Origin of the sequence: Streptomyces sp. NPDC058683, from assembly GCF_042716195.1 — a bacterium.
Classification (GTDB): domain Bacteria; phylum Actinomycetota; class Actinomycetes; order Streptomycetales; family Streptomycetaceae; genus Streptomyces.
In genome coordinates, this window is record NZ_JBHXSK010000025.1 from 131151 (window position 1) to 156435 (window position 25285).

At 72.9% G+C, this 25285-nt stretch carries 8 protein-coding genes; 3 read left to right on the forward strand and 5 right to left on the reverse strand.

The annotated features are described in order from the left end of the window. Positions 1–2 precede the first annotated feature (2 nt). Together ACFWXC_RS27380 and ACFWXC_RS27385 are read right to left on the reverse strand one after the other, a co-directional pair. Positions 3–2525, reverse strand: coding sequence for a right-handed parallel beta-helix repeat-containing protein (locus tag ACFWXC_RS27380; RefSeq protein ID WP_384482878.1), 2523 nt, complete (start codon positions 2523–2525; stop codon positions 3–5). Positions 2526–2563: 38 nt separating this feature from the next. Continuing rightward, positions 2564–16111, reverse strand: coding sequence for a hypothetical protein (locus ACFWXC_RS27385; RefSeq protein WP_384482880.1), 13548 nt, complete (start codon positions 16109–16111; stop codon positions 2564–2566). Positions 16112–16282: 171 nt separating this feature from the next. Between ACFWXC_RS27385 and ACFWXC_RS27390 the strand changes: the two genes are divergently transcribed. Together ACFWXC_RS27390 and ACFWXC_RS27395 are read left to right on the forward strand one after the other, a co-directional pair. Further along, a complete protein-coding gene (locus tag ACFWXC_RS27390; RefSeq protein WP_384482882.1) occupies positions 16283–17131 on the forward strand; it encodes a hypothetical protein in 849 nt (282 codons plus the stop codon). A 54-nt stretch (positions 17132–17185) separates the two neighbouring features. Next, positions 17186–17497: a hypothetical protein gene (locus ACFWXC_RS27395; protein WP_046730425.1), complete on the forward strand. Its 312-nt coding sequence runs from the start codon at positions 17186–17188 to the stop codon at positions 17495–17497. An 82-nt stretch (positions 17498–17579) separates the two neighbouring features. Here the strand turns inward: ACFWXC_RS27395 and ACFWXC_RS27400 are convergent, their stop codons facing one another. The 3 genes from ACFWXC_RS27400 to ACFWXC_RS27410 are packed head-to-tail and all read right to left on the reverse strand — an operon-like array spanning position 17580 to position 23917. Then, positions 17580–22118 (reverse strand): FtsK/SpoIIIE domain-containing protein, encoded by a 4539-nt coding sequence (locus ACFWXC_RS27400; RefSeq protein ID WP_384482884.1) that lies wholly within the window; start codon positions 22116–22118, stop codon positions 17580–17582. A 51-nt stretch (positions 22119–22169) separates the two neighbouring features. After that, a complete protein-coding gene (locus ACFWXC_RS27405; protein ID WP_384482886.1) occupies positions 22170–23348 on the reverse strand; it encodes a hypothetical protein in 1179 nt (392 codons plus the stop codon). Next, on the reverse strand, positions 23345–23917 hold the full coding sequence (locus ACFWXC_RS27410; RefSeq protein WP_384482888.1) for a sigma-70 family RNA polymerase sigma factor: 573 nt from the start codon (positions 23915–23917) through the stop codon (positions 23345–23347). The genes ACFWXC_RS27405 and ACFWXC_RS27410 overlap by 4 nt, the downstream gene beginning before the upstream one ends. A gap of 387 nt (positions 23918–24304) precedes the next feature. On the opposite strand from ACFWXC_RS27410, the gene ACFWXC_RS27415 reads away from it, so the two are divergent. Continuing rightward, positions 24305–25159 carry a ricin-type beta-trefoil lectin domain protein gene (locus ACFWXC_RS27415; RefSeq protein WP_384482890.1) on the forward strand — a complete coding sequence of 285 codons (855 nt, stop codon included), beginning with the start codon at positions 24305–24307 and terminating at the stop codon, positions 25157–25159. The last annotated feature ends 126 nt before the right edge of the window (positions 25160–25285 follow it).

Genomic DNA, 25285 nt, shown 5'->3' on the forward strand with positions numbered 1-25285 from the left:
CGTCAGCGTGCGGCCGGGTGGGGCAGGTCGTGGGCTTCCAGGCTGATCAGCTCCTCCGATGTCGGGGCGGTCAGCTCGGCCACCCGCTGGGCCTGGCGCTCGGTCATCTCCTGGAAGATCTGGCGGGCCGAGCGGCCGTTGCCGAAGCCCTCGCCCCGGGGCATGGCCTGGAAGAGGGCGAGGAGTTCGGTGCGGGCCGTGGGCGTCAGCTCGTAGCGGTGCTGTCCGGCCTGGAACTCCACGATCGAGACCAGTTCGGCGGACTCGTAGTCCTCGAAGAGCAGGGTGCGGCCGAAACGGGAGGCGAGGCCCGGGTTGGAGCCGATGAAGCGGTGCATGTCACCGGGGTAGCCGGCGGCGATGACCACCACGTCGTCGCGATGGTCCTCCATCAGCTTCACCAGGGTCGCCACCGCCTCGGTGCCGAAGTCGTTGCCCGCCAGCGCCGGGGCCAGTGAGTAGGCCTCGTCGATGAAGAGCACACCGCCCAGCGCCCGGGTGAAGGCGGCGGTGGTCTTCGGGCCGGTGTGGCCCACGTACTCGCCCACCAGCGCCGTACGGTCGACCTCGATCAGATGGCCCCGGCGCAGCAGGCCGAGGGCCTTGAGGAGACGGCCGTAGAGGCGGGCCACGGTGGTCTTGCCGGTGCCGGGGTTGCCGGCGAACACCAGGTGGCGGCTGAGCGGCGGGGCCGGCAGCCCGGCCTCCTCGCGGCGGCGGACCGTCTGCATGAGCTTGACCAGTGAGCCGACGTCCTGCTTGACCCGGTCCAGGCCGACCAGTTCGTGGAGTTCGCCGAGCAGGTCCTCCAGGTTCTCCTCCTCCGGCTCCTCGGCGTCGGCGCCGGCGGACTTCGAGGCCCTGGGGGAGGGCGCCGTCCCGGGAGTGCCGTTCGCCGGCGCCGCGGCCGGGGTGCCGAAGGTCAGCGGGGCGCCGTCGGCCGTGCAGTCCTCCAGGACCGGCTTCGCGCCGTCGTCGGTGCCCAGCGCCTCGGTGCAGTCACGGACCCGGCAATGCCGGAACACCGGGTCGGCCCCCGCGGCGACATGCAGGGCGGGGAAGCCGGCGCGGGTGACGTCGAGCCCGGTGAACGTGCCGCCCGCGCCCTCCGCCAGGAACACCCCGTTCTTGCCCGGCCGGTCGATGCGCAGCCCGGTCATCTCCGGCCTGGCGCCGGTCCAGACGACGGCACCGGAGCCCGCGCAGTTCTCGACCCAGCCCCCGTTCACCGTCGCCTCGGCGCCCTCGTCGACCACCAGCCCGGCCGCCCCGGCGCCGCTGATCCGGATCCCGGCGAGGGAGGCGGCGGCGCCCTTGGCGACCTGGACGCCGATCTCCTTCGTGCCGGTCACCGTGGAGTCGGCGACCGTGCTGCCGGTGGGCGAGCCGATGCCGATCCCGGCGGCGGACCCGGCGACCCGGCAGCCGGTGAGCGTAGCCACCGCCCGTTCCAGGATGCTCACCCCGGTCATCGCGACATCGATGATCCCGCAGTCGGTCAGCTCGATCCGGGCCTCGCCGGTGGCGTGCACACCGTGCTCGGAGCCGCCGCGCACCCGGCAGTCGGCGAGCCGCCCCACGGCCGTACCGGCCAGGTGGACCGCGCTGAAGGCACTGCGGTCGATCCGGCAGTCCGCCAGGTCCGCCTCGCCCGCACCCGTCACCAGCAGCCCGTTGGCGCCCGCGTCGGCCACGAAGCAGCCGGACGCGCTGAGCCGCGCGGTCTCCTGCACCACCAGCCCGCTGGCGGCCGCCCCGCGGATCTTGCAGTCGGTCAGCTCGGCACGCGCCGACCCGGTCAGATGCACCCCCGCCGCCCCGGGCGTCTCGATGCGCGACTCCCCGGCGGTGGCCTCGGTGGCGTCCTCGAGGAGCAGTCCCGCCCGGCCGCTGCCCGCCAGCACCGAGTCGGTCAGCCGCAGCCGGGACCGGCCGCGCAGCCGCACCCCGGACCCGGTCGTGCGCTCCAGGCGCAGGCGTACGGCGTCCAGGCTCGCGGTGCCGGACAGCACCACGCCGGTGCCGTCGACGCCGGTGACCGCCGTGTCCTCCACCCGTGCCCGGACACCCCCGGCCAGATGCAGGCCGGCCAGCCGGGCGCCCTCCAGACGGCAGCGGCGCAGCACGACCGCCGTCGTACCGCCCTCCTCGTCGTCCGGGCCCTTCGCCTGCACCCGGCCGCCCTCCACCGAGCACTCCTCCAGGACCAGCCCGGCGCCGGGGGACACGCTCACGGCGGGCCGGCCCGCGTCGGAGCCCCACACGGTGATGTTGTGCAGGGCGCAGTCCGGTCCGTCCACGGTCACCGCGGGCGCCTCCCCGGGCGGCGCCGCGATCACGACGCTGCCCCGGCCGTGCTCCGCCGTGAGCACGACCGCGCGGTCCAGGACCAGGTTCTCGGTCCAGGTGCCGGGGGCGATCACCACCAGATCGCCGGGCGAGGCGGCGCGTATCGCCTCGCCGATGGTCCGGTACGCGCCCCGGCCGCCCTGACCCTTGGGCGCCACGGTGTGACGGGTGGTCATCTACGTTCCTCAAGTCTCGGTGATCGCCGCTGTCCCGATCATGGTGCCTGGTAATAGGTGGGATTGATGCTCGCACGGTAGGTGCTGGTCAGGTACAGCGACTGGATCGACTTCTCGAAGATCTTGAAGGGTAGCTGGATCCAGAAGTCGGCGAAGCCCTGGCGGTGGAAGAGCCGGCTGCCCGCGCTCATCACGAACACGTTCTTGACCAGTCCGGTGGTGGCGGCCGTGGTGACCGAGGCGGCGGCGTTGATCCCGCCCTCCCAGAGCGCGTCCCCGCCGTGCAGCTTCACGGTCTGGCCGTCGGCGTTGGTCACGCCCCACACGGCCGCGTTCATACTGCCGTTGACCCAGCCGGACAGCGCGCTGCTGAAGACACCGAACGAGTAGTCGTAGATACCGCCCCGCCAGCGGGTCGGCGTCTCGTTGCCCGCCCACTCGTTGGCCCAGGTCTTGTCGTGGTTCAGCGGACGCCGGGTCCACGGCTTGCCGCCGTCGACGTTGGCGATGCCGGCCTTGAACTTGCCGAGATTCTCGAACCCGAGGGCCCGGTTCTCGTGCACCGCGGTGCTCAGTCCGGTCTTGATGGTCGCGCCGACCGCCGCGTTGGCGAACGACTTGAGCGCGTCCTTGCCGGTGAACGGCTTGTTCTGGACGGCGGCCACGATCCCGTTGACGGCGAGGTTCGCACCGAACTCCAGGATGAACTCCTGACCGAACTCCAGCGCCGCCTTCTTGGCCACGCTCTGCCAGTACGGCTCGTAACGCGCCTCGCGCAGAGCCGCGTTGCCGTCCGGCAGGACGGTGCCGGACCAGGGCATGCGCTGCGCCTCACGGGTCGTACGGCCCCAGCCGCGGATCTCGGTGAGCGCGCCCCGGAAGTCGTACTCGTTGCCGGTCAGCCGCATACGGCCGAAGCTGTCCCGCTCGAACACCAGCCCGTTGTCGGTGCGCTGGGCGACCAGGGTGCCCCGGTCGTCGTAGCGGTTCCACTGGCCGCGCCAGGCGTCGGTCTCCAGGAACCCGCCGCCGTCCGCCTTCCGTTCGCGGACCACGCTGCCGTGGTCGTACTCCTTCCACACCGAACCCGGCGTGCCGGCACCGGTGTCGTACGTCCGCACCCGCACCGGACCGCCGTTGTGCAGCGGGGTCTCGCGCAGGACGGTGGGGGCGCCCTGGCCGGTGCCGGGCAGCGAGTCACGGAAGTGGCGGGCGCCCGGCGCCCACTGCTCCTGCCAGGTTCCGTCGTGCCACCAGCGGCGGACCTGGTTGGCCAGGGCCGGGTCGAGGGCCGTGCCGTCGCGCTTGAAGACGTTAGCGGTCCACCAGCCGTTGGTGTCGCGCCAGGCGTCCACGTGGTTGCCCGAGTCGAGCATCCGGCGCTCGCGGACCAGCTGTCCGCCCGCGTCGAAGTCCCGGTAGGAGTCGTCCCAGGGCAGCCGGGAGTCGGTGGAGCCGCGGAAGAACTCACGCTCGCCGGTGGCGACCTCGGCGCCGTTCGCGTCCAGCTCGCGCCAGGTCCAGCGGCCGGAGCCGGCGCGGCCGGAACCCTGGATCACATGGTCGGGCTGGTTCGGCTTGGCGTGACTGAGGCCGACGAGGTTGCCGTGCGGGTCCCGCTCGACCCACAAGCGGTTCTCCGGCAGGCCGGTGTACTCCCGGACGACCCCGCCGGGCAGTCCCTCGCGGGCGATCCGGGTGGTGCCGCCGGCGTCCTGGTACACGTCCTGCCAGAGCCTGCCCGCCGGGTCGTTCGCGAGCGGTTCGCGGTAGCCCCTGACGTTGCCGGCCTGCCAGGGCTGGTCGGTGGGGTTCGTCGGGGCGTGGCCGGGGCGCGCGGCGTGGTCGCCGACCTTCAGGGAGGTGCCGTCGTGCAGTTTGCCGCTGAACCGGGCGAAACTCCCGTCGGCGGCCAGGTCCAGGGCGCTGCCGTCCATGCCGACGTAGCGCACGCCGGAGGCGGCGACGGTGCCGTCGTTCGCCTCCTTGCTCCAGGTGAACATCTGGTAGGTGTCGTCGCCCCGGACATGCGCGTACGGCGGCCGGGTGTGCTCGGCGCCGGTCAGCCAGCGGGTGCGCACCCAGGTCGGCGGGCGCTGCTCGCGCCAGCGGTCCGTGGTCAGGAAGCCGTCGCCGAACGCCTCGTGCTTGCCGACCTCCTTGCCGTGCGGGGAGTGCCGCTCCCAGGTGCCGCGCAGCGTGCCGTCCGGGTTCAGGGCGTGCTCCTGGTACTGGCCGGCCCGCTCGGGCCATTCGGCCATGCCCCACTGCTGCTGGGCGACCCGGCCGTCCGTGGTGCGGTCGGTCCAGCCGCCGCCGACGCGCTCCGGCGTACGGGGACCCGAGGCGATCTCCTTGCCCGCGCCGTCGTAACGGTGCCAGGTCCAGGTGCCGTCGTCGGTCCGGACGCCCAGGGTGTGCCCGGCACTGCCGTCGAACTTCTGCAGCCCGTCGCGGTACTCGCGCACGGTCCGTCCCCAGCCGTCGGCGTCCCGCCAGCCGCTGCCGGCCGTGTCGTGGTGCCGGCTGCCGGTGCCGACCGGGGCGCCGCTGTTCTCGTCCCAACGCACCCAGTGCGTACGGGGGTTGGTGCGGGCGAACGCGATGGTGTCGGTACGGCGGAAGGAGTCGACGACATCGCCGCCGGCCCCGGGCAGTGCCCGGCGCTCGAAGACCGGGACCTTCGCCTTGGTCGAACCCAGCAGCCGGATCCGGCCGCCCCCGATCCCGGAGAGGTCGGCGGTGCCGTGGTGGAAGGCGCCGGTGCCGGCGATGCCCCGGCCGTCGGTGCGCGTCCAGGTCCGCCGCCCGTGGTCGAGGACATAGGTGAAGTCCGTCGGCCGGCCGTTGTCCAGCACCCTGAATCCCTGCCGGACCGGGCGGCCGTCGGCGCCGAGCACCAGGAACTCGCCGTTGCGCGGGCTGCCGTGCTGCTGGAACACGATCCGCAGATCGCCCTCGCTGCGGCCGACGTTCCAGTGGTCGAGACGCGCACCGGCCGTGTTCTCCAGCCAACCGCCGCCGAAGCGCCCGTCGGCCGCGGTCTCGGTGACGACGAAGCGTTCCCCGTACCCCGCGGGCAGCGCCTCGGTGCTGCGGTGACCGCCGCCGGGCAGCGGCACCCGTTCCCCGAGGAACCGGCCGGTGCCCTGGTCGAAGGTCTGGACGACGTCGGTCGGCCGGGTGACCCGGATACGGCCGCCCGGGTCGACGGCGACCGTGTGCGCCGGGTCCGGGGCGAAGCCGGCGTCCAGCCAGCGCTCGGGCGCACCCAGCGGACGGTCCAGATGCCCGACCGTGTCCCCGCCGCGCCCGGTCAGCCGCAGCCCGTCGCCGGTGTGGACACCGTCGGCCCCGAAGGTGTGGTGGCCGCCGGCGTTGACGGTGCGGAAACCGCCGTTGCCGGGCAGGGCGGTGACCGTGTCGGGCAGCGGGCGGCCGTAGGCGTCGGTGAGCCGGTGACCGCCGGCCCCGTCGGGCTCGACGAACCGGCCGCCGCGCGGCCCGCCCGCCGGGTCCGTCAGTGCCGTCGAGGTACCCGCCGGGCGGGCGTGCCCGTCGTAGAGCGTGGACCGACCGGTGACGTCGTCGATCGTGCGCAGCCGACCGCCGCCGACCTCGATGACGCGTTCCGGCAGCGGGTTCCCGGCGGTGTCGGTGAGCCGCCGGCCGCCGGCACCGTCCGGTACGGCGATCCGGTCGGCGCGCCCGCCCGTCGGCCCCTCGAACAGGGCCCGGCCCGAGTCCTGGAAGACGCCCTCGCCGGTGTACCGCGTGGTGGTGCCGGTCGCCTCGTCGGTGACCCGGAACCCGGCCCCGTCGGGCAGCCGGGTGACCGTCCCGGCCTGGGGGACGCCGGCCGTGTCGGTCACGACGTACCGGCCGTCGCCCAGCTCGGCCAGGAACCGCCCGCCGCGTCCGCCCTGCGGGTCGGTGAGGGAGACACCCCCCTCCTGGAACCGGCCCTGACCGTCATGGCGTACGGAGACGCCGGTCGTGTCGTCGGTGATCCGCACCCCGTTCCCGGCACCCAGGTCGTCCACCCGCACCGGCAAACGGTTGCCGCCGAGGTCGGTGACATGGGCGCCCGCGTTGTCGGTGACCAGGACCACGTGGTCCTCGGGAGCGTCGGTCGGGGCGGTGAGCCGGATTCCCTCGTCGACCGGGCGGCCGTGCGCGTCGACGCGGGCCGTGCGGCCGGTGCCGAAGTCGGTGACCCGTACCTCGCCGCCGGGCAGCGGCTCGGCGACCAGCCCCTGAGAGCCGGGACCGGTGACGGTGATGTGATCGGGACGGCCGCGGCCGTCGAGACGCATGTCCAGACGCCGGCCCGTGGGCGTGTCGTCGGCGTGCCGGATCGGGATGTCCTCGGCGATCCGGTCGCCGTTGCCGTTGTACGTCGTGACGGTGTCCAGGTCCGTGCGCCGCACCTGGAAGCCGCCGTTCGGGCCGGGGGTGACGGTGCGGCCGGGAACGGCGTCGAGCTGCCGGTCGACCAGCCGCAGGGTCGCGTTGCCCTCCGCGGGGGTGGCGACCACGATCGTGAAGCCGTTCGGGCCGGCGACCCCGGAGTCGGCCAGCTCGATCCGGGCGAGCGTGACGGGGACCTCGTCGGGCAGGTCGTCGAACTCGCCCGCGCCGAGCGTCGCGCCGCGCCGGGTGGCGTCGGCGTCCAGTTCGCCGATCGCGGCCTGGATCTTCTTCGGGTCGGCGGCGTCGTCCCGCAGGTTGTGGAACGCCGTGTTGAAACGGTCCTCGGCGGACTCGGCGCGGTGACGCAGCTGGTCGTCGACGGAACTGACACCCTGCGAGGTGCTCGCGTCGCCCGGCTGCCGGAGCTGCGCCCGGGCGTCGCCGAGTTCCTGCCGGGCGGCGGTCAGCTCCTCCCAGCCCGTGCGCCACGGCCGTCCCTCGGGGCCGAGGACCCGGGCGACGCCCGTGGACCGGTCGGCGGCCCAGGTGGTGTCGCGGGCCGTCTGGACCGGCCGGGGTGGGGGCGTGGTACCCGTGTCCAGGAGACCGAGGGCGTCGTTCTGCCGTTCGAACCGCTCGATGTCGCCGAGTGCTTGGTCGACCCGGGCGTGGGTCGCCGGGCTCGCACCACCGGCGGAGACGACGGCCCTGGCCCGGTCACCGAGCCCGCCCGCGGGCCCGAGGCGGTCGAAGTCGTCCAGCAGACGGTAGGCGTTCGACTCGGCCCGCACCTGGTTCAGCAGCGCGTCCACGCCGGCCCGCCGGGCCGACTGCGGGCGGGCGTCCAGGAAGGTCTCGGCGGCGATGGCCAGCCGGTCGAGGGCATCCGCACGCCGCGCCAACTGATCGGCGGGGATGCGGCGGAACGCGTCCAGCGCGCGGTCCACGGGGTGGATCTGCGAGCGGAACCGGATTCCGGTCGGGGTGGCGGTGTGGCTCCGGACGGTGGCCCGGTCGAGAAGGTCCGGTTCGGCCGCGCGACCGACGGTGGCCGGCGCGGTGTGCGGGGTGGCGTCGGTGTGGGGCGTGGGCCGGCCCGGCCGCTCGGGCCCTCGCAGGAGGTCGTCGACGACCGAGTCACCGAGCCGCGTGCCGTTGTTCGGCGGGAGCGGGGCGGAGTCGCCCGTGTCGCCACGGTGGGGTGCGGCCGACGTGTCGGCGTGGTGAGGAGCCGCCGAGCGGATGTCGTCGAGGTGCGGTGCCAGGTGCTCGGTGTCCACGAGGTGCAGCGCGGCCGAGTCGTTGGCGATCGGGCGCGGCTGGGTGGTGTCGGTGTCGAGGGGGTGGGCCGGTGCGGTCTCGGTGTCGGTATCGGTGAGACGTGCCGGTGGGGTGTCCTGGTCGGTGAGACGCGCAGGCGTGGTGTCCGTGTCGATGAGGCGCGCCGGCGTGGTGTCGGTGTCGCCGAGGTGGGTCGGTGCGGTCTCCGTGTCGATCGGGTGGGTGGCAGGCGACTTGTCGGTGGCGGGGTGGGGGGCGGTGGTCCCGGTGTCGTCGAGGCGCGGCGGGGTCGTGTCGGTGTCGGCGCGGTGGGGGGTGGGGGAGTGGGGGTCGATGTGGTGGGGTGCGGGCGCGTTGGTGTCGATGACCGAGTCACCGAGCCGCGTGCCGTTGTTCGGCGGGAGCGGGGTGGTGTCGCCCGCGTCGGCGCGGTGGGGGGTGGGGGAGTCGGTGTCGATGTGGTGCGGTGCCGGGGTGTCGGTGTCGACGAGGTGGGCCGTGGTGGCGTCCGTGGTGAGTGTGGGCGGCTTGGTCTCGGGGGCGAGCCGGGTGGGGGCGAGCGAGGATTCGGCGTGCGGCGGGGGCAGGTGGACGTCGGTCGTGGTGGAGAGCGGCGGCGCCGGGGTTCCGCTGTCGGCCTTGGGGGGCAGCAGCAGCCGTTGACCCTTGTCGGTGAGGTGGAGGCCCGTCTTGTCACCCCGCACCAGATCCGCGTTCCTGAGACCCGCGAACGCCGAGCTGAAGTCGTCCTTGCCGAGGCCGACCGCCTTCTGGGTCTGGGCGTCCCTGCGGGAGTCCTTGAGAGCGCGGGAACCGTCCGAGTTGGCGAGCACCCGGGCCATCTTCTTCATGTCGTCGGTGATGCCGGGAATCGCGTCGCCCAGCGCCTTCTCCAGGTGCTGCGGCAGCTCCTTCAGCAGCGCCTCCTCCGGCCCCGCCGTGGCCGCGGGCCTGGCCACCTTGACCGGCCTGGACGACGAGGGCTGAGCCGTCCCCGTGGAGGGCCCCGGCTGCGCCTTCACCGCGTCGGGATCGGGCTGGTGCTTCAGCGCGTCGATACGCCCGTTGATGTTGTCGAGAAGCTTCACGCGCTCGTCGAGCAGGCCCTTCGCCATGCCCTTGCGGGCCCCCTCGGCGATGTCGTGGAAATCCTGGGTCAGCTTGACCGACTGCTCGGCCAGGGGCTGCGCCTTGTTGAGGTTGTAGCGCTGCGCCTTCCTGTTGCCGCTGCCGACGGCGTTGTCGGCCTGGCGCAGCTTGTCGGACGCCTCGTCGAACGCCTTGCCCGCGGCCCGCGCGGCCGGGTCCACCGTCCCGTCCGCGAGATAGCGCCCGTCGCCGTCCGCGTCGTGGACCATGAGCGGCTTCGGCCACTCGGATTCGACATGGCTCGCGAACGGGTTGATGGGCAGCCCGGAGCCGAACTTGGCCTCGGGCCGGTACAGCTTGGAGACGACCGAGCCCAGCTGCTCCGCATCGACCGGCCCCTGGACGAGCTTGAGGACGTCGTCCTTGAAGCCGCCGCCGATCCGGTGCACCTCGCGCACCACCGACAGGGCGAGCGCTTCCTGGACGTGCGCGCCGTGGAAGACCTCCTGGTCGAAGGAGACCGCGCGGGGGTCGCCGCCGCCCTTGGGGTACTCGTACGTCCAGCGGGCCCGCTTGCCCATCGCGTCGAAACCGTCGTCGTACTTGGCGCTGCGGACGGTGTCGTCGCCGAACTTCAGGTCGCGCATCGTCTCGCGGTCCAGCGGGTGCAGCTGGTCGTGCAGCGACACCCAACCGCCCTTCTCCTCCAGGACCTTGGCGTCGAAGACGAGCGTGGTCGGCCCGTACCGCGTCGCCATCGGCTTGTCGCCGGCCTCCATCCGGAAGAAGACGAAGTCGTCGTTGCCCAGGTTGGAGGTGTTCTTCGCCGAACTCTTGCCGGAGGCGAGGAATCTGATGCCCCGTCGGGCCAGGTCGCCCTGGGAGGACATCACTCCGCTGTTGGCGATGGCGTGGTAGGCCGGAGTCGCGTGCTTGATGCGGTAGGGCAGGTTCTCCAGGCCGGCCAGCAGCTTGTCGAACTGCGCGCGTTCCGTGGGCGGCAGATTCTTCAGGAGGTCGTCGACGTCCTGGCGCAGTTGCGTGATGTTCCGCTCGGACAGTTTCTGCACGAACTCCGTCTGCTGGGACCTGGAGAGCTTGTCGAAGTCCTCGAAGTCGTCGAAGACCTGCTTCCACTGGGCCTGGGAGCCCGGCAGTTCGGCCTTCCACTGCAGGCCGGTGGGCACGTCGGCGTACGCCTTGTCGGTGCGGAAGCGGCGGGCGATGGCCGGCATGTCGCGCTGCAGGCGGGTGATCGAGGCCTCGGTGCCGAGGAAGCCCTTGAGGGCGACGGACTCGCCCGGCTTGGCGGCCGTGACGGCCTCGTCGACCATCCTGGCGAGCTGGTGGGCCACGGTGGAGACGGGGGTGTGCTGGTTGCGCAGGGTGTAGGTGCCGCCCAGCTCGGCGGCGTCCTTGACGAAGCCCTGGAGGGAGGCGTCGAGGGTGTGGGCGGCCTTGTCGAGGGTCTGGGCGAGGCTCTGGAGTTCCTGCGGGGTCTTCTTGCCGGCCTTGACCAGGTTCTCCAGTCGCCGGGTGAGCTCGCGCAGGCCGAGTGACTGGTCCTGGATCTCCTTGCCGGTCCTGATGAACTGGTCCGAGCGGGCGGCGTCGGGGGCGTTGCGGGCCTGGGTGTCCAGCTGCAGGGCGTGTTCCTGGAGGCGCAGGGCTCGCTGGATGTCACCGGCTCCGGCGAACTGGTCGACCAGCAGGTTGAGGTCACGCTGCGACAGCCGGCCTTCGGTCAGTGCCTGCGTCATGGCCTCGTCCAGCCGGACCGTGCTCTGGGTCGCCTCCTCGTTCGCCTTGGCCAGGGCGTCCACCGCGCCCGTGCGCTGCTTGGTGCCGGCGTTGGCGAGGTCGATCTCGGCCTGGTGCAGGCCGCGCTGTGCCTCGGTGTGCTCGCCGAGGATCTCGGCCAGCCGCTGGGGAGGCGTCACGGAGGTGGCCGCCTGCGTCTCACCGTGGACGGCCGGAGCGGTGTGGGCGGGCGGGGGAGTCGCGTTGTCGGCGGGCAGGACCGTGCCGCCGAGCGCGCGGGGCCGTTCCTTCAGGCTGAGCTCGCGCAGGGCGGAGAGGTCGGCCTCCATGCGTACCGGGTCGACGCCGAGTTCGGTCAGACGGCTGTGGGTGGCGTCGTACTGCTGCCGCGCGATGTCGACGTTGTTGCGGGCGTTGATCTCGGCGGCGGTGGGGCCGTGGGAGTTGCCGGCGTGGCCGTTGTGCGGCAGCAGGTCCTCGGAGCGGCCCAGGTCGTAGCGCGCCTGGACATGGTCCCGCCAGGCCTCGCGGCGGGCCTGGCGCAGCGGGTCGTCCGCGTGTCCGAACAACGCGTCGACGCGCTGTCCGTCCCGGAACCAGGCCTCCTCGATCTGGGCCGGGGTGAGCCGGGTTCCCCGCCCTGGCAGCTCCTGGCCGCCACCGGCGTGCGGGCTGTCCGGCCGCGGAGCGGGCGTCGTGTCGGGGGTCCCGCGCACCGCGGCCGGTACGGCCGTCTCCGTGTCGTGAGTGGTGTGGGTGGTCGCCGGGACGCCCGTCTCCGTGTCCGGTGTGCCCCGGGTGGGAGTCGGGACGGTCGCGTCCGTGTGCGGGGTGGAGTGGCTCGGGGTCGGGAGTTCCCTGCCCCATGACGTGGGGGTCGGCAGGGAGCTGAGCAGTTCGTTGTTGTGGAGGACGTGGCCGCGCAGGTCCGCGGCGAGGTCGTTGAAGCCGGTGCCGCTCCACTCCTTGGTGAAGGTGCGGTCGCCGCCCGTGATCGTGACGGAGACCGCGTTGTCGTCCACCTTGTGGGTGACCGTGACGGTCATCTCGTCCGGGTAGCCGGGCCTGCCGACGGTGAACGTCTTCACGTTCGGGCCGTCCCCGCCCTCCCGTACGACCGCGTCGCCGAGCCCTTCCCAGCGGCGCATCGCGTCCTGCCCGAAGGCGCGGCCGAAGTCCTCGAACGCCTCGCCCGACTGCAGCCCGGACCACTTCTCGTTGATGAGCCCTTCGAGTCGGCTCTCCGGGATCTGCTCGGCGCGCACGGGGACGACCGTGATGCCGTCCTCGACCCGGGCCGGCCCGGTCCGCACCAGCCGGGTCGGCGAGAGGGTGATCTCCCACTGGTCCTGGTTGAGCGCGAGGGCGTCGTCGGCGGCCTTGTTGTAGCCGGGCGGGTAGGCCATGGCGAGCTTGCCGTGGTCGGCCGGTACGTCGATCTCGAAGACGACGCGGTTGCTGTTGACGCCGTTCTTCGCCCACTCCGCCTGGAAGGCGCGGTTGTTGGAGGTCGAGGCGGGCAGCCGCTCCACGAACACCTCGGCCTGCGCCGCCCGCGGGTCCATGGACACGCCCCGCCAGACGGTCATGCGCTGGTTGGGGCCCTCGAACATCAGGTCACCGGCGACCTTGTTGAACTGCTTGACCTTGCCGACCAGGCCCGGATTGGCCTCCAGGGCACTCGGGTTGACGAAGCCGCCGTACCCCTTCTTCGAGGTGAAGGCGCCGCCGATGACGCCCTGCATGAACAGCTTGGTCTCGTTGTCGCCGGCGGCCCTGCCCATGTGGCCGCGGGCCGCGTGGGCGGCGGCGTCCCAGCTGTCCGCGGACGTACCGGTGAGCCCGGCCGGGCGCTGGGGCAGGGTGACGTCCGGGGTGGACGAGCGCAGCAGGTCGCCGGTGGACCGGCTGTAGACATGGCTCCCGGAGGTCGAGGCGACGACGATCTCGTCCTCGCCGCTCAGCTTCGCCGGCCAGGTGCCCGCGCCGTCGCTCACGGAGTCCACGGACTTGCCCGCGACCTTGACGCTCACCCCGCCGAACGGGCCGTCGCCGAACCGCACGGTCTCCTCGGCGAGCCGGATGCCGCCCAGCCGCTTGAAGGTCCAGCTGTGCACCACGGTCCCGCCGACGGCGTCCAGCTGCCGTACGACGAAGCCCATGCCCTGCTTCTCCACGGTGTACAGGCCCGACTCGACGGCGCCGCCGTGGAGTTCGGGTGTGCCGCCGCGCGGTGCCTTGACCGCGAGCTCGTGGTTGCCCGGGACCTTGACGACGTTGGGGTCCTTGAGGAGATCGTCGAAGGCGCCGGTGGTGTCGGCGGTGTGGGCGGCCGGCGTGGGAGAGGAGTGACCCGGCAGCGGGGTGTGGGTCCCGGGCGGGGTGGGGGCGGCGTGGGTCGGCAGGTCCTGGGGGACATGCGCGGAGGTGCCGGTGGCCGAGCCGGCCAGGCCCTTGTCGGCGTCCGTGTGCGTGGGCGCGCCGGCGAAGGCGGGGCTGTCGGTGGTGCGGGCGCTGCGGCCGGTGTCGACGAGGTCGAGGGCGGCGCTGTTGCCGTGCGCGCCCGGGTGCCCGGAGCCGCCGGGGGAGACGGGCGCCGGGTCGTGCGGGGCGCCGTTGCCGGTGAACCGGTCGGGGGTGCCGGCGTTCCCGGGGCCGGTCGTGAGCCGGTCCGGGGTGGTGACGCCCGCCGGGTTCGTGGTGAGCCGCTCCGGGCTGACCGGGGGCGTCGTGGGCGTGTTGTGCAGCAGTTGCTGCGGCGGTGTGCCGGGGTGCGGTGTGCCGGGGCTCTGGACCAGTTCGTCGAGGTGCAGCCGGGTCTGGTTGGCCGTCAGGGCGCTGGTGGTGCGGTCGGCCAGGGCGTTGCCGGTGCCGGGGGCCACGGGGGTGTTGGGCGTGCTGTGGCGGGTGCCTGCCAGCAGGTCGAAGGCCGACGTCCCGGCGTCGACGCCGCCCGGCCCGCCGTGCCCGATGCCGGTCGGGGACGGGTGGGTCACCGTGGTGGGGCCGGTGAGCAGGTTGTGGGGCGCCGTCACGTCGTGCGGGGCGCCGGGCGTCGGGGTCGAGTCGAGCGCGGTGTGCGCCACGTTCGTGCCGGGGGTGCCCGTCAGGGTGGTGTGGACGGTGCCGAGGCCGGGCGTGCCGGGCGCGTGGACGGCGCCGACGCCCGGGTTGCCGGTGAGCGCGGAGTGCAGCGTGACCGCGGCCGGGTTGCCCGTGGAGATGTCGCCGAGGGTGCCGGCGACCGGCGGCGGGGTGGCGTGGGTGCCGGTGAGCACGGTCGTACCCGGCACGTGCGTGCCGTTGTGCGCCCCGCCCGGCAGCAGCACGTCGGCGGTGGACGTCAGGTTCGTGGGCGTCGGGTGCAGCCCGGTGAGCGTGGTGTGGGCACCGCCGGTGACGCCGGTGACCGGCGTGTTGGTGAGGCCGTGGGTGGCGCCGGGGACTCCGGCCGACGCGGGCAGGTGGAGACCGGAGGCGGTGGTGACGGTCGGCGTGGCACCCACGCTCACCCCGACGTCCGAACGCCCGCCCAGCGCGCCGAAGTTCTCCACGTGGACGTTGCCGAGCTGCACATGGGGCATGTCGACCAGCGCGTCCACGGTGCGCGCCGCGTGCACGCCGAAATTGCCGCGGTGGGCGATGGCGCCCACGTCACCCAGGTTCAGGGACGGCGGACGCAGGGTCGAGGTGACGTCCAGATGCGTGCTGGGCAGGTTGAGGTCGAGGTTCCGGATACTGCTCTGACCCGAACCCGCCCCGAACCGCACCTCGTTCAGCTGGATACGCGGCATGTCGACCAGCGCGTCGACGGTACGCGGGTCGACCGGGACCGAGCTGATCGTCCGCCCGACGGCACCCGTGATCGGGGCGCCGAAGACGTGCTGCCCGAGCACACCGCGGTCGAAGAGGCTGATCCGCAGGGCGCGCGCGAAGCCGTACTCGCCGATCTCCGCCGCGTCCACCGGTAGGAAGATCCGCAGCCACTTGGTGCCGCCGAACTCCTGGCCCACCCAGGTCTTGGTCGCCTGCCAGCCCTTGGAGAACGTCTCGGGCAGCCCGCGCACGAACCCCGGGATCCCCTTGATGCCCTGCACGATCGTCAGACCGGCCGAGTTGACCCCGCGGCCGATGATGCCGGGCAGGTTGTGGATGCCGTCCAGCACCCACAGGCCGCCCTTGTAGACCCAGGTGCTGCCCAGCTTGACCAGGTCTTTCAGGCCGAGCAGCAGGGTGGTGGGGCGGAAGCCGTTGGTGAACAGGTTGCGCAGGGCCTGGAAGGTTCCCCGGGCGATGTTGGCGAAGCCCTTGGCGAACGCGCTCGTCGCGACGCCCTTGATGATCTGGAAGATCGGCAGCGCCTTGGTGGTGGGCGCCAGGATGCCGAGTCCGGCGAGGAAGAGGTCCAGGAAGCTGGCGTTGCCGTTGGCGAAGTCGACGATGGTCTTGATGAAGAGGGTCAGGTTGACGCCGAGGGCGAGCAGCGCGATCGGACCGCCGAAGATCAGCGCCGGCACGATCAGGATGATCGCCAGCCACTGGAACGCCTCCCAGAACAGCTGGCACTCGGAGATCGGCAGCTGGATGTTGGAGACGCCCGAGATGCTGCCGGCCGCGGCCGAGGCGCCCTCGCCGTGCTCGGTGCCGGCCTGCCGGGCCGTGGAGGCGTAGGTCTCCCGGTTCGGGTCGTCCTCGGACAGTCCCCGGCCCGAGTTGAGCGCGCCGTCGGCGCGTGACTGCAGGTCGACGAGTTTGTCCGCCCAGGTGTTCAGCGCGGTCGCCGCGCTCTCGAAGGACTGCGCCACGTCCTCGACGTGCCCGCGCAGCCGGTCGTTGACCTTGCCGCGCAGGGCGTTGGCGGCCTCGCCGACGAAGACGCTGTCCCCGGCGGTGTTCATGACCGCGTCGATCGCCGTGCTGATCCGCCGCGCCTCGGAGCCGAGGTTGTTGAGCTCGGTGGACAGCGTCCGGATCTGATCGGGTTCGCCCGGAGTGGGGTCGCTGTCGAGCCCGATCGCGTTCCAGTCGGTCGGGCGTGGCATACGAGTTCCTCCCGGAAGCTGCGGGGCTCGGGGCGGTTACTCCCCAAGTGACCACGCCACAGCGGCCGCCGCGGTTCACGTGATCTGGGTTACAGCCGCCGCCCGGGGTGAACCGGCGAGGCGTGTGTGGCGTGGTCCAACTGACCGGAGTTGCGACTGGGAGGCCCACGCATGGCCGATGGCCTGAAAATCGAATACAACGTCCTCAACGACGCCAAACGGGACCTGGAGAACCTGGCCGGCGACATCGGTCCGCTCCTCGACAACAGCACGTTCTCCCGGCTGGGCCAGACGGACTACGACGGATACACCTCCAGCGAAGCCCTGACGGTCCTCGGTGACCAGACCCTGGCCGACGCGCTCTCGGGTTTCTACTCCAACGCGAGCAGCACCATGTCCCACGCGGACAAGGGCCTCAAGGAACTGGCGGGCGCCTTCGGCTCGGTGGGCGAGGCGTTCCTGTCGTTCGACTCCGAACTGGCCCAGGGCATGGGCATCACGGGCAGCAACCTGGGCCTGCAGAACTACTTCCGGGACAAGGACCTGTGGGACTACAAGCAGTCCCACCTCGACCAGTGCGTCCCCGGTCCGGACGGCACGATGCCGGACTTCTGCTCGGCCACCGACCCCGGGAACCCGCCGCTGGACCAGACGATCAACACCGAGCGGGGGAGCGTCCACACCCACCTCACGCTCGACGACCAGCGTCATGTGATCAAGGAGGAGTCCACCGTCACCTACGACGGCAAGACGTACACCTCGGTCACCAACTACTCCAGCGACGGCAATCACTACACCACGGACACCTCCTACCCGGACGGCAGCACCGTCCACTCGGAGACCAACCTCAACTCCGACGGCAGCGGCTCGATGGTCACCACCGGCAGTGACGGCGACCGCACCGAGTACACCCGCGGCCCCAAGGACGCCAACGGCAACCAGCCGGACTGGACGAAGGTGGGCGGCGACGACGACAGCGGGGACGGCGACCCGTCCGACAACCCGCCGGTCGTCGAATAGCGGACCAGCAACCCCTTCACCCCATCGAGACCGACAGGAACGGACAGGAACCCCATGGCCAGCTACAACGGCATCAACCTCGACTACCACAAGATCGAGGAGGTCGTGAGCCTGCTGCACGACGCCCACGAGAACCTGCTGCCGGTGCTCAGCAACCTGCGCAACCGGGTCAACACCCTCGTCGACGACGGCATGGTGTTCCAGCAGTCCAGCGAGGTCATCCGGACGACCTACAACAACTTCGACACCAGCCTGCTGGCCGCCGTGAAGGGCATCAACGACTTCTCGGAGATGTTCAACGGCATCAAGGAGAACGCGATCCAGTTCGACCAGGGCATCAGCAGCAGCCTGCAGAACAACTCGTAACTCCCGTAGTACGACGAGACGTAGTACGGCGAGGGCCTCCCCGGAGTTTCCGGGGAGGCCCTTTCGCTGTCCGCCGTGCCGGTCAGGCGCGCAGCGGTGTGAGCGGCACCTGGACGGCGAGCAGGGTGCCGCCGGGACCGGCCGTCCAGGCCCGGCCCGGGTGCGTGGCCGCCCGCACCACGCTGGGCAGCAGACGCAGGCCGACCAGATCGCCCTCGGACAGGTTCTTCGGCGCGAGCAGCAGACCGCTCCGGGCCCGCCGGGCGGCGAGGGTCCAGCCGCTCATGCCGCTCTGGAAGCCCTCCGCCGAGGCCGCGTAGACCAGACCGAGACCCTGGTCACGGCCGGATACGGCGAGCTCCTTGAGGAGCTTGTCCGCCGCCGAGTTGGTGATCAGATCGGCGTCGTCGATCATCACCACCCGCGGTCCGGGCAGCGCGTCCAGCGCCGCCCGCACGGTGTCGGCCGAGGGGTCGCTCTCGGTGAGCACGGTGGCGGTGGCATGCCGGTCCAGGGCGCGCAGCGGCGACTCACGCGGGGTGAGCACCACCAGCGAAGTGCCGCCGGCCAGCAGCGACACGGCGATCGAGGCGAGGGTGTTGCTGCGCCCCGACCCGGCCGGGCCGAACACCCCGAACGCCGAGGCGGTACCGGCCAGGTCCGTGCCGACGGGGCCGCCGTCGTCGCCGCCGACACCGATCAGACCCCACAGCGGCCGCCGCCGGTCCGCCTGGACCTTCTCGTAGGCCTCGGCGAACTCCACCGAGCGCGGCAGCACGGCCACCTGGAACGGCCGCCGGGCCTCCGGCACCTGGGCATCCCGCTTGCGGGCGCTCTCGCCGATCGAGCGCAGCGCCTCCGCCTGCTCGGTACCGCCGCCGGCGGCGAGCAGCGCCACCTGGGTCTCGGTGCCGCTGAGCACATGCCAGCCGCGGCCGGGCGGGATGTCGGCCGGGATCTTGTTCGGCATCATGCCGACGGCCTGGTAGTCGCTGCGGTCGCCCTGGCGGAGCAGCAGCTTGTGGTCGTTGTGCGCGGCCATCCGCCCGCCCAGCAGCGAGCGTTCCGAGGTGGCGACGACATGGATGCCGGCGGCGGCACCCTCGCGCATCAGCCGGATGACCTCCTGGAGCAACTGGCCGTGGTCGTGTTCGTCGAGGATGACCTGCAACGAGTCCCAGCCGTCGATCAGCAGCATGATGTGCGCCGGCCGTTCGGCCTTCGGCAGCAGCCGGCGCAGCTCCGCGATGCCGGTCGCGCTGTGGGTCTGGGCCAGGTCCTGCCGTTCGGTCAGTTCCTGGTTCAGCCGGCGCAGCATCCGGCCGAGCCGCTCCAGGTCGTGCCGGGAGACCACCCCGCCGCAGTGCGGGAGCGCCCCGACGGCGGTGAGGCCGCCGCCGCCCGCGTCGATGCCGTACAGGTGCACGTCGGCGGTGCTCGCCACCCGGGCCGCCGAACCGGCGACGGTCCGCAGCACCTGGGTACGCCCGGAGCGCGGCGCGCCGATGATGTACAGGTGCCCGAAGGTGGTGAGGTCGGCGACGGCGACCCGGCGCTGCTGGAGCTGCGGGACGTCCTCCAGGGCGTAGGGGATGACCAGTCGGCCGTCGCGGGTGGCGCCGAGCTCGTCCAGGTCGTCCAGGACCAGCTGCCGCTGGAGCGGCGGCAGCCAGGGGCTGGGCTGCTGGGTGAAGTCGTCGAGCAGGTCGGCGGCGGAGCGGATCTCCTCGACGAGGACCTGGAGGTCGGTCGGTGCCGGGCCCTGCGGGGCCGAGGCGGACACCGTCCGGGTCTCCGCGGGGAGTTCGGCGGGGCGGCCGAGCGCGTCCCAGCCGACGTCCACCGAACGGACGGGCTTGCGGGGACCGGCCTCCGGCTCGGCCGCGGCGGCCGGGTTCTCCCGGGGGCGTTCGGCACCCACCCAGGCGGTCTGGAACGGATCCGCCTGCCGCGGTCCGCGCCGCACCAGGGCCCGGCCGGGCGTGGCGGTGGAGATGTCGACGGCGTCCTTGACGTCGATGATGTCCTGGCTCTCGGTCTGGTCGGTGACCCGCAGTGCGATCCGCAGGTTGGTGTTGGCGCGGATGTCACCGGTGACCACACCGGCCGGCCGCTGCGTGGCCAGGATCAGATGGATGCCGAGCGAGCGGCCCCGCTGGGCGATGCTGATCAGCCCGGGGACGAAGTCGGGGACCTCGCGGACCAGGGTGGCGAACTCGTCGATGACCAGCAGCAGCCGCGGCAGCGGCGCCAGCGAGGGATCGGCGGCCCGCTTGGCCCGGTACTCCGGATGGTCCTTGGCGTCGGCGGCGGCCAGCACCTGCTCCCTGCGCCGGAGTTCGGCGGCCAGTGACTCCAGGGCCCGCTCCACGAGGTGGGCGTCGAGGTCGGTGACCATGCCGAGGGTGTGCGGCAGGTGGGCGCACTCCTTGAACGCGCTGCCGCCCTTGTAGTCGACCAGCACGAAGGTGAGTTCGTCGGGCCGGTTGGCGGCGGCCAGCGAGGCCACGAACGTCTGCAGCAGCTCCGACTTGCCGGAACCCGTGGTACCGGCGACCAGGCCGTGCGGCCCGTCCTGCACCAGGTCCAGGGAGAGCGGCCCGTCGAAGCCGGTGCCGATGAGGAAGGAGGTGCTGGCGGGCTCGCGCTGCCAGCGCTCCAACAGGCCCTGCGCGTTCGGCGGTTCCTGCTCCAGCAGGTCCAGGAGACGGACCCGCTGGGGGAGTCCGGCGTCGTGCTCGGGGCTGACGTCCCGGATCGGGGCCAGCGCCCGGGCCAGCTGCTCGCACCACTCGGGGGAGACCCGGTCGGCACGGACGGCGGGCAGGTCGGGCGCGCCGGGGCGGCGCACGGTCAGCCGGCCGTCGGCCGCGAGGACCACACCGGTGCTCTCCTCGGGCAGCAGCCGCTCCTGCTCGTCCAGACAGACGCTGAAGATCCGCACCCGCGGGCCCTCGGTCAGCACCTGGACCATGCCGGGTACGTCACGCAGCCGCCGGGCGCCGTCCGCGATCACCAGCACGTCGGGGTCGGTGAAGACCACGTCACGGTCGTTGCCGGCCTGCCGGCGGCGCGCCTGCACCTGGGAGACCAGTTCGCTCATCCTGGCGGCGGTGGACTCGGGGTCGTTGCCGATCAGCACCATCGGACCGCCGGCCGTGCCGGGCTTGAGATGCGGCAGCCAGCGCGTCCACGCCCAGTCCGCCACCCGGTCCGGCTCGGTCAGGACGACGACCCTCAGGTCGCGCGGGCTGTGCAGCACGCCCGCCTGCGCCACCAGCCAGCGGGCCAGCGGCTGCACCTCGGCGGCCGGACCGGCGATGCCGACGACACCGTGCGCGGTGATGTCGACGCCGATCGGCGTGTCGGGGATGTTCCAGCGGATCGAGCGGTGGTTCTCGTCGCGCGCCGGGTCCTCCAGCTCCCGCACCGACGGCTGGTCCACCGTGCCAAGGCGCAGCACCAGGTGGTCCGGGTCCCGGCGGCGCCGCTCCCACAGCCGGCCGCCGGGGCCGGTCGCGATCAGGGCGACGGCCGCCGGGTCCGGGCCGGTCTTGTCGCGGACCCGGCGCTCGCCGACGACCGCCTCCCTGACCTGCTTCTCAAGGACGTCAAGGCGCTGCTCATAGGCCCGCTCGGACTCCAGGAACTGCTTGCGGGCCGCACGCCGGCCGGTCGCCCAGTTCGACAGCATCATCATCGGGCTGAGGAACAGGAACACCAGGAAGTAGTACGACTTGAAGATGCTGACCATGAACAGGCCGAGGACGATCGGGGAGATCATCATCACGGTCGGGAACGGCCGTTTCTGTGGCGGCGACGGCGGCTGCGGCAGCCGGACCCGTTCGGCGTCCAGGTGCGGGGCGATCCGCGGCGGCCGGTTGTAGTCCACGCCGTAGCCGTCGGCGGACGGGGTGACGGCCGCGTCCGCCTCGACCGGCGCGCTCATCCGCAGCAGCACCGGACCCACGGTCAGGTCCTCGCCGGCCGGCCAGGGCACCGGGCCCGGCCCCGCCGGGCGTTCCCGCGGCGGCTGGGGGCGGGGCCTGCGCAGCTGGGTGATGGCGTCGTCGGGCGGCGGCGAGGCGAGCCGGGCCCGGACGGTGGCCTCGGGCTCGTCGTCGGTGCGGTGCCAGGCCGCGGAGCCGTCCGCTCCGACCGTCACCCACAGCCCGGACTCGGGTACCCCGTCTCCGGCGTCGAGCCGCAGGGCGCACAGCGGGTCGGTGCCGATCTCGTGGCTGCCGGAGCCGAGCCGCCAGGTGCGCCCGGCGCCGGGCCCGGAGACGATGTGCACCTCGGCGAGGACACCGTCCTGGTCGCTGTCGTCATGGACCCGGACCAGGTCGGCCGGGCGGGCCGGGCCGCCGAGCCCGAGCAGCCCGCCGTCGCGGATGCCGCTGCCGGAGACCCGGGTCTCGGGGTCGAGCCGGTGGCCGTCGGCGTAGAGGTTGCGGGCCTGCGGCGCGCCGGCCGTGGCCCAGTCGGCGCCGCCCGCGGCGGCCTCGTCCTGGGTCAGGGCGGCGGCGAGATCGCCGACGGTCGCGTTCGAGGGCAGCCGGACCTGGTGGTCGCGGCGCTGTCCGTCCGTGGCGTCCACGGTGGTGATGGTGAGGTTCACGGCTCCCAGCCGGGCGGTCGTTCGTGCGGAATCAGGGGACGGGTACGGCGGTTACGGCGCCGGCGGCGAGCTCGCGGAGACACCGGCCGCACCGGAGGTGCTCGGTTCCGCGAAGTCGTCGTCGCTCTCGGCCGCCGGGGCCGGAGCGGGTACCGGCGCGACGGCCGGCTCGGACTCGGGGGCCGGCCGGGTGGCCGAGACACCGGTCGGCTCGGCGACCGGCGCCGCGCCGGCGTCGAGGTCGGGCTCGTCCGGCAGCAGGTCGGGGTCGGCGGCGGAGGTGACGTCCTGCGGATGTGCGGCCTCGTCGTCCGGGCGGTCGGGGCACGGCGGCAGCGCGGACAGCGTCCGGGCCACCGCCCGCGACAGCGGCAGGACGTCGACCCGGGTCGCGGCGGGAGCGCCGTGCACCGTGAGCGTCGAGTCCGGCGCGATCTCCAGGAGCCGGGTCCGGCCCCGGGCCACCCCGAGGCTCAGCAGCCGCACACCGGACGGCAGCGGCCGCTCCAGCGGGTCGGCGCACACCGCGACCTCGATGCCGGGCTGCCCGACGGTGGCGGTGGCCGTCGCCCCCGGATGCCGGGGGTGCACCCCGCCCGCGATGGCGACCCGGCCCTCGGGCAGCCGGGCGTCCACCTGGGCGGCGAGCGCCTGGAGCACGGCGCGGGCCGTACGGGCGGCCCGCAGCGGGCCGAACACGGACAGCGCGGGCGGCCCGGAGCGCACGTCGAGCAGCACGGCGTGCCCCATGTCGTGCCCCACGCACACCAGCAGCGGTACGGCCGGGTCCTCGGTGTCGTCCGTGAGGTCGGCGCGGTCGATCCACCACAGCCGCGGATCGGTCTCGTCGGCCGCCCAGGGCTCCGGCGGCTCGCGCAGCGCGTCGCCGTCCGCCGCGACCAGCACGGCCATCCACTCGGGCCCGGCCAGCACGCCGTAGGGACGGACCCCGGGGCGGGCGGACGCGGCCAGGGCCGTGGCCCGCTCGGCGTCGGCCCACACGGCCGGGTCGCGGAGCAGCCGGACCAGCAGCCGCAGTCCGCGCCGGTAGCGCAGTTCGGTGCGGACCGGACCGGTGAACGCCCGCACCGTGAGGGTGATCTCGCGCCGGAGGCGGCGCCACAGGGCCTTCCAGCCGCCGCCGCGCCGCACCAGCCAGCTCGTGACGGCGAAGACGAGAACCAGCAGGCCGACCAGGCCGAGCAGGGTGGTGATGGTGTCTGAGGTCATCGCGTCTCTCCCCGGAGTCTCTCTGCTCCGGCCTGGTGGCAGTCGTGGGATTCGAGGGTCGCGCGCAGCGCGCGGATGCCGTGATGGGTACGGGACTTGACCGTGCCCGGGGGCAGCCCGAGCTGGCGGGCCACGTCGTCGCCGGCCTGTCCCAGCAGATGGACCCGGGCGACGGCTTCGCGGTGGGCGGGAGCGAGGGTGCGCAGCGCGGAGACCAGCACCCGGCGGTCACCGACCTGTTCGGCGTGGTCGGGCACGGGTGCCGGTCCGGCACCGCCGAAGTCCGCCGCGGTGATTCCCACCGGGACGGTCCGGTCCCGGCGCCGGCTGTCGACCACGAGGTTGCGGGCGACCCGGAACAGCCACATACGGATGGGCCGGTCCCGCCAGTCCAGCCGGCCGGCCGACTGCCAGGCCCGCAACAGGGTTTCCTGGACGACGTCCTCCGCGCCGTGGGGGTCGCGCCCCATCATGCCGGTCACGAAGCGGCGCAGGCTGTCGCGCTCCGCGAGCAGGAGGCCGAGCGTCCGGTCCGCGCCGTCGGCGCGGTCATGGTCGATGAGGCTCAATGCCTCCGCCTTCCGGTGTCGGGTTGTGCTGTTGTGCTGTCGTGCGGTGTTGCTCTGTGTCACTGTGAAAAGCTTCAGGTACGAACGCTAGCGCGAAAAACGGAAGTTCCCGAAGTCACCATTGCTGCGGACTTCAACAAGTTCGTCACAGGCAACTCCGCATAGGTGGACGGAAGGTGACGTTCGGCGGGATCTTCGTGGGCAGGCGCCCGGAGCTGGGCCTTCCCTTGGTTACTGTTCCTGTGTCCCGCTCGTTCCGGGCGTTCCGAGACCTTCACGAGACCTTCAGGAGACGACGTGCCGCCCCTTCGTAAACCCCGGCCCTCGGCGGAACGGCCCGGCAATCCGGCGGGACGTTTCAGTGACACCTTCGCCAACCGTCCCGCCATGCCCCGTCGTGGGCTGCTGCCGGGGGTACGGGTGTGGGCGACCGTGGCCGCCGCGGCCGGACTGACCGTCGTCGTGGCCGTGGCCGTACCGGTGCTGAGTCATGTCGACCTCTTCCCGGACCCGGACACCACACCGGCCGCGGCGGTGGCGCCGGGGGATCCGACAACGCTGTCCAGCACGTCGGAGTCGCCGTCCTCGTCCTCGTCACCGACGCCGTCCCACACTCCCTCGCACAAGCCCGCCAAGACCGGTTCCGGCGGCTCCGGGTCCGGCGGCGGCACGGGCGCCGGCACGACCGGGCAGCAGTCCGGCGGCGGCTCCGTCAGCTCTGGTTCGAACGCGAACTCCGGCACGAACTCGGGCTCCACCTCGTCCGGTACGAAATCGAGCGGCACCAAGTCGTCGTCCTCGGGCGGGAAGTCCTCCTCCGGCGGCTCCTCGTCGAGCGGGGGCACCAAGACCACGACGGTCCCCGGCGTGGCGCTGATCGGGAACCCGTCCGGCCGCTGCGTCGACGTCACCAACGCGGGAGGGGACGGCACCCGGCTGGAGATCCTGGACTGCTCGGGCGCGGCCAAGCAGAAGTGGGTCTTCCAGTCGGACGGCACCATCCGCTCACTCGGCCTGTGCATGGACCTGGCCTGGGGCAACACCGCCAACGGCACCGCGATCCAGGTCGCCAAGTGCAGCGGCAACCGCGCCCAGCTGTTCTACCTCAGCTCGGCCGGCGACCTGGTCAGCTCCCTGGCCGACAAGTGCGTCGACGTCACCGACAACGGGACCGGCAACGGCACCAAGCTCCAGCTGTGGACCTGCGCCGGCACCCCCAACCAGAAGTGGCACAAGGGCTGACCTGTCTGGGGCCCTTCTTCGTCGGCCCCGCACCCGTGAAAGGGTGTCGGCCCTCCCCGGTAAACCCCGCCACCCCCCCCCCCCCAAAAATACCGCCACCCCGTTCGGCGGCGCCCCAAACAAAAA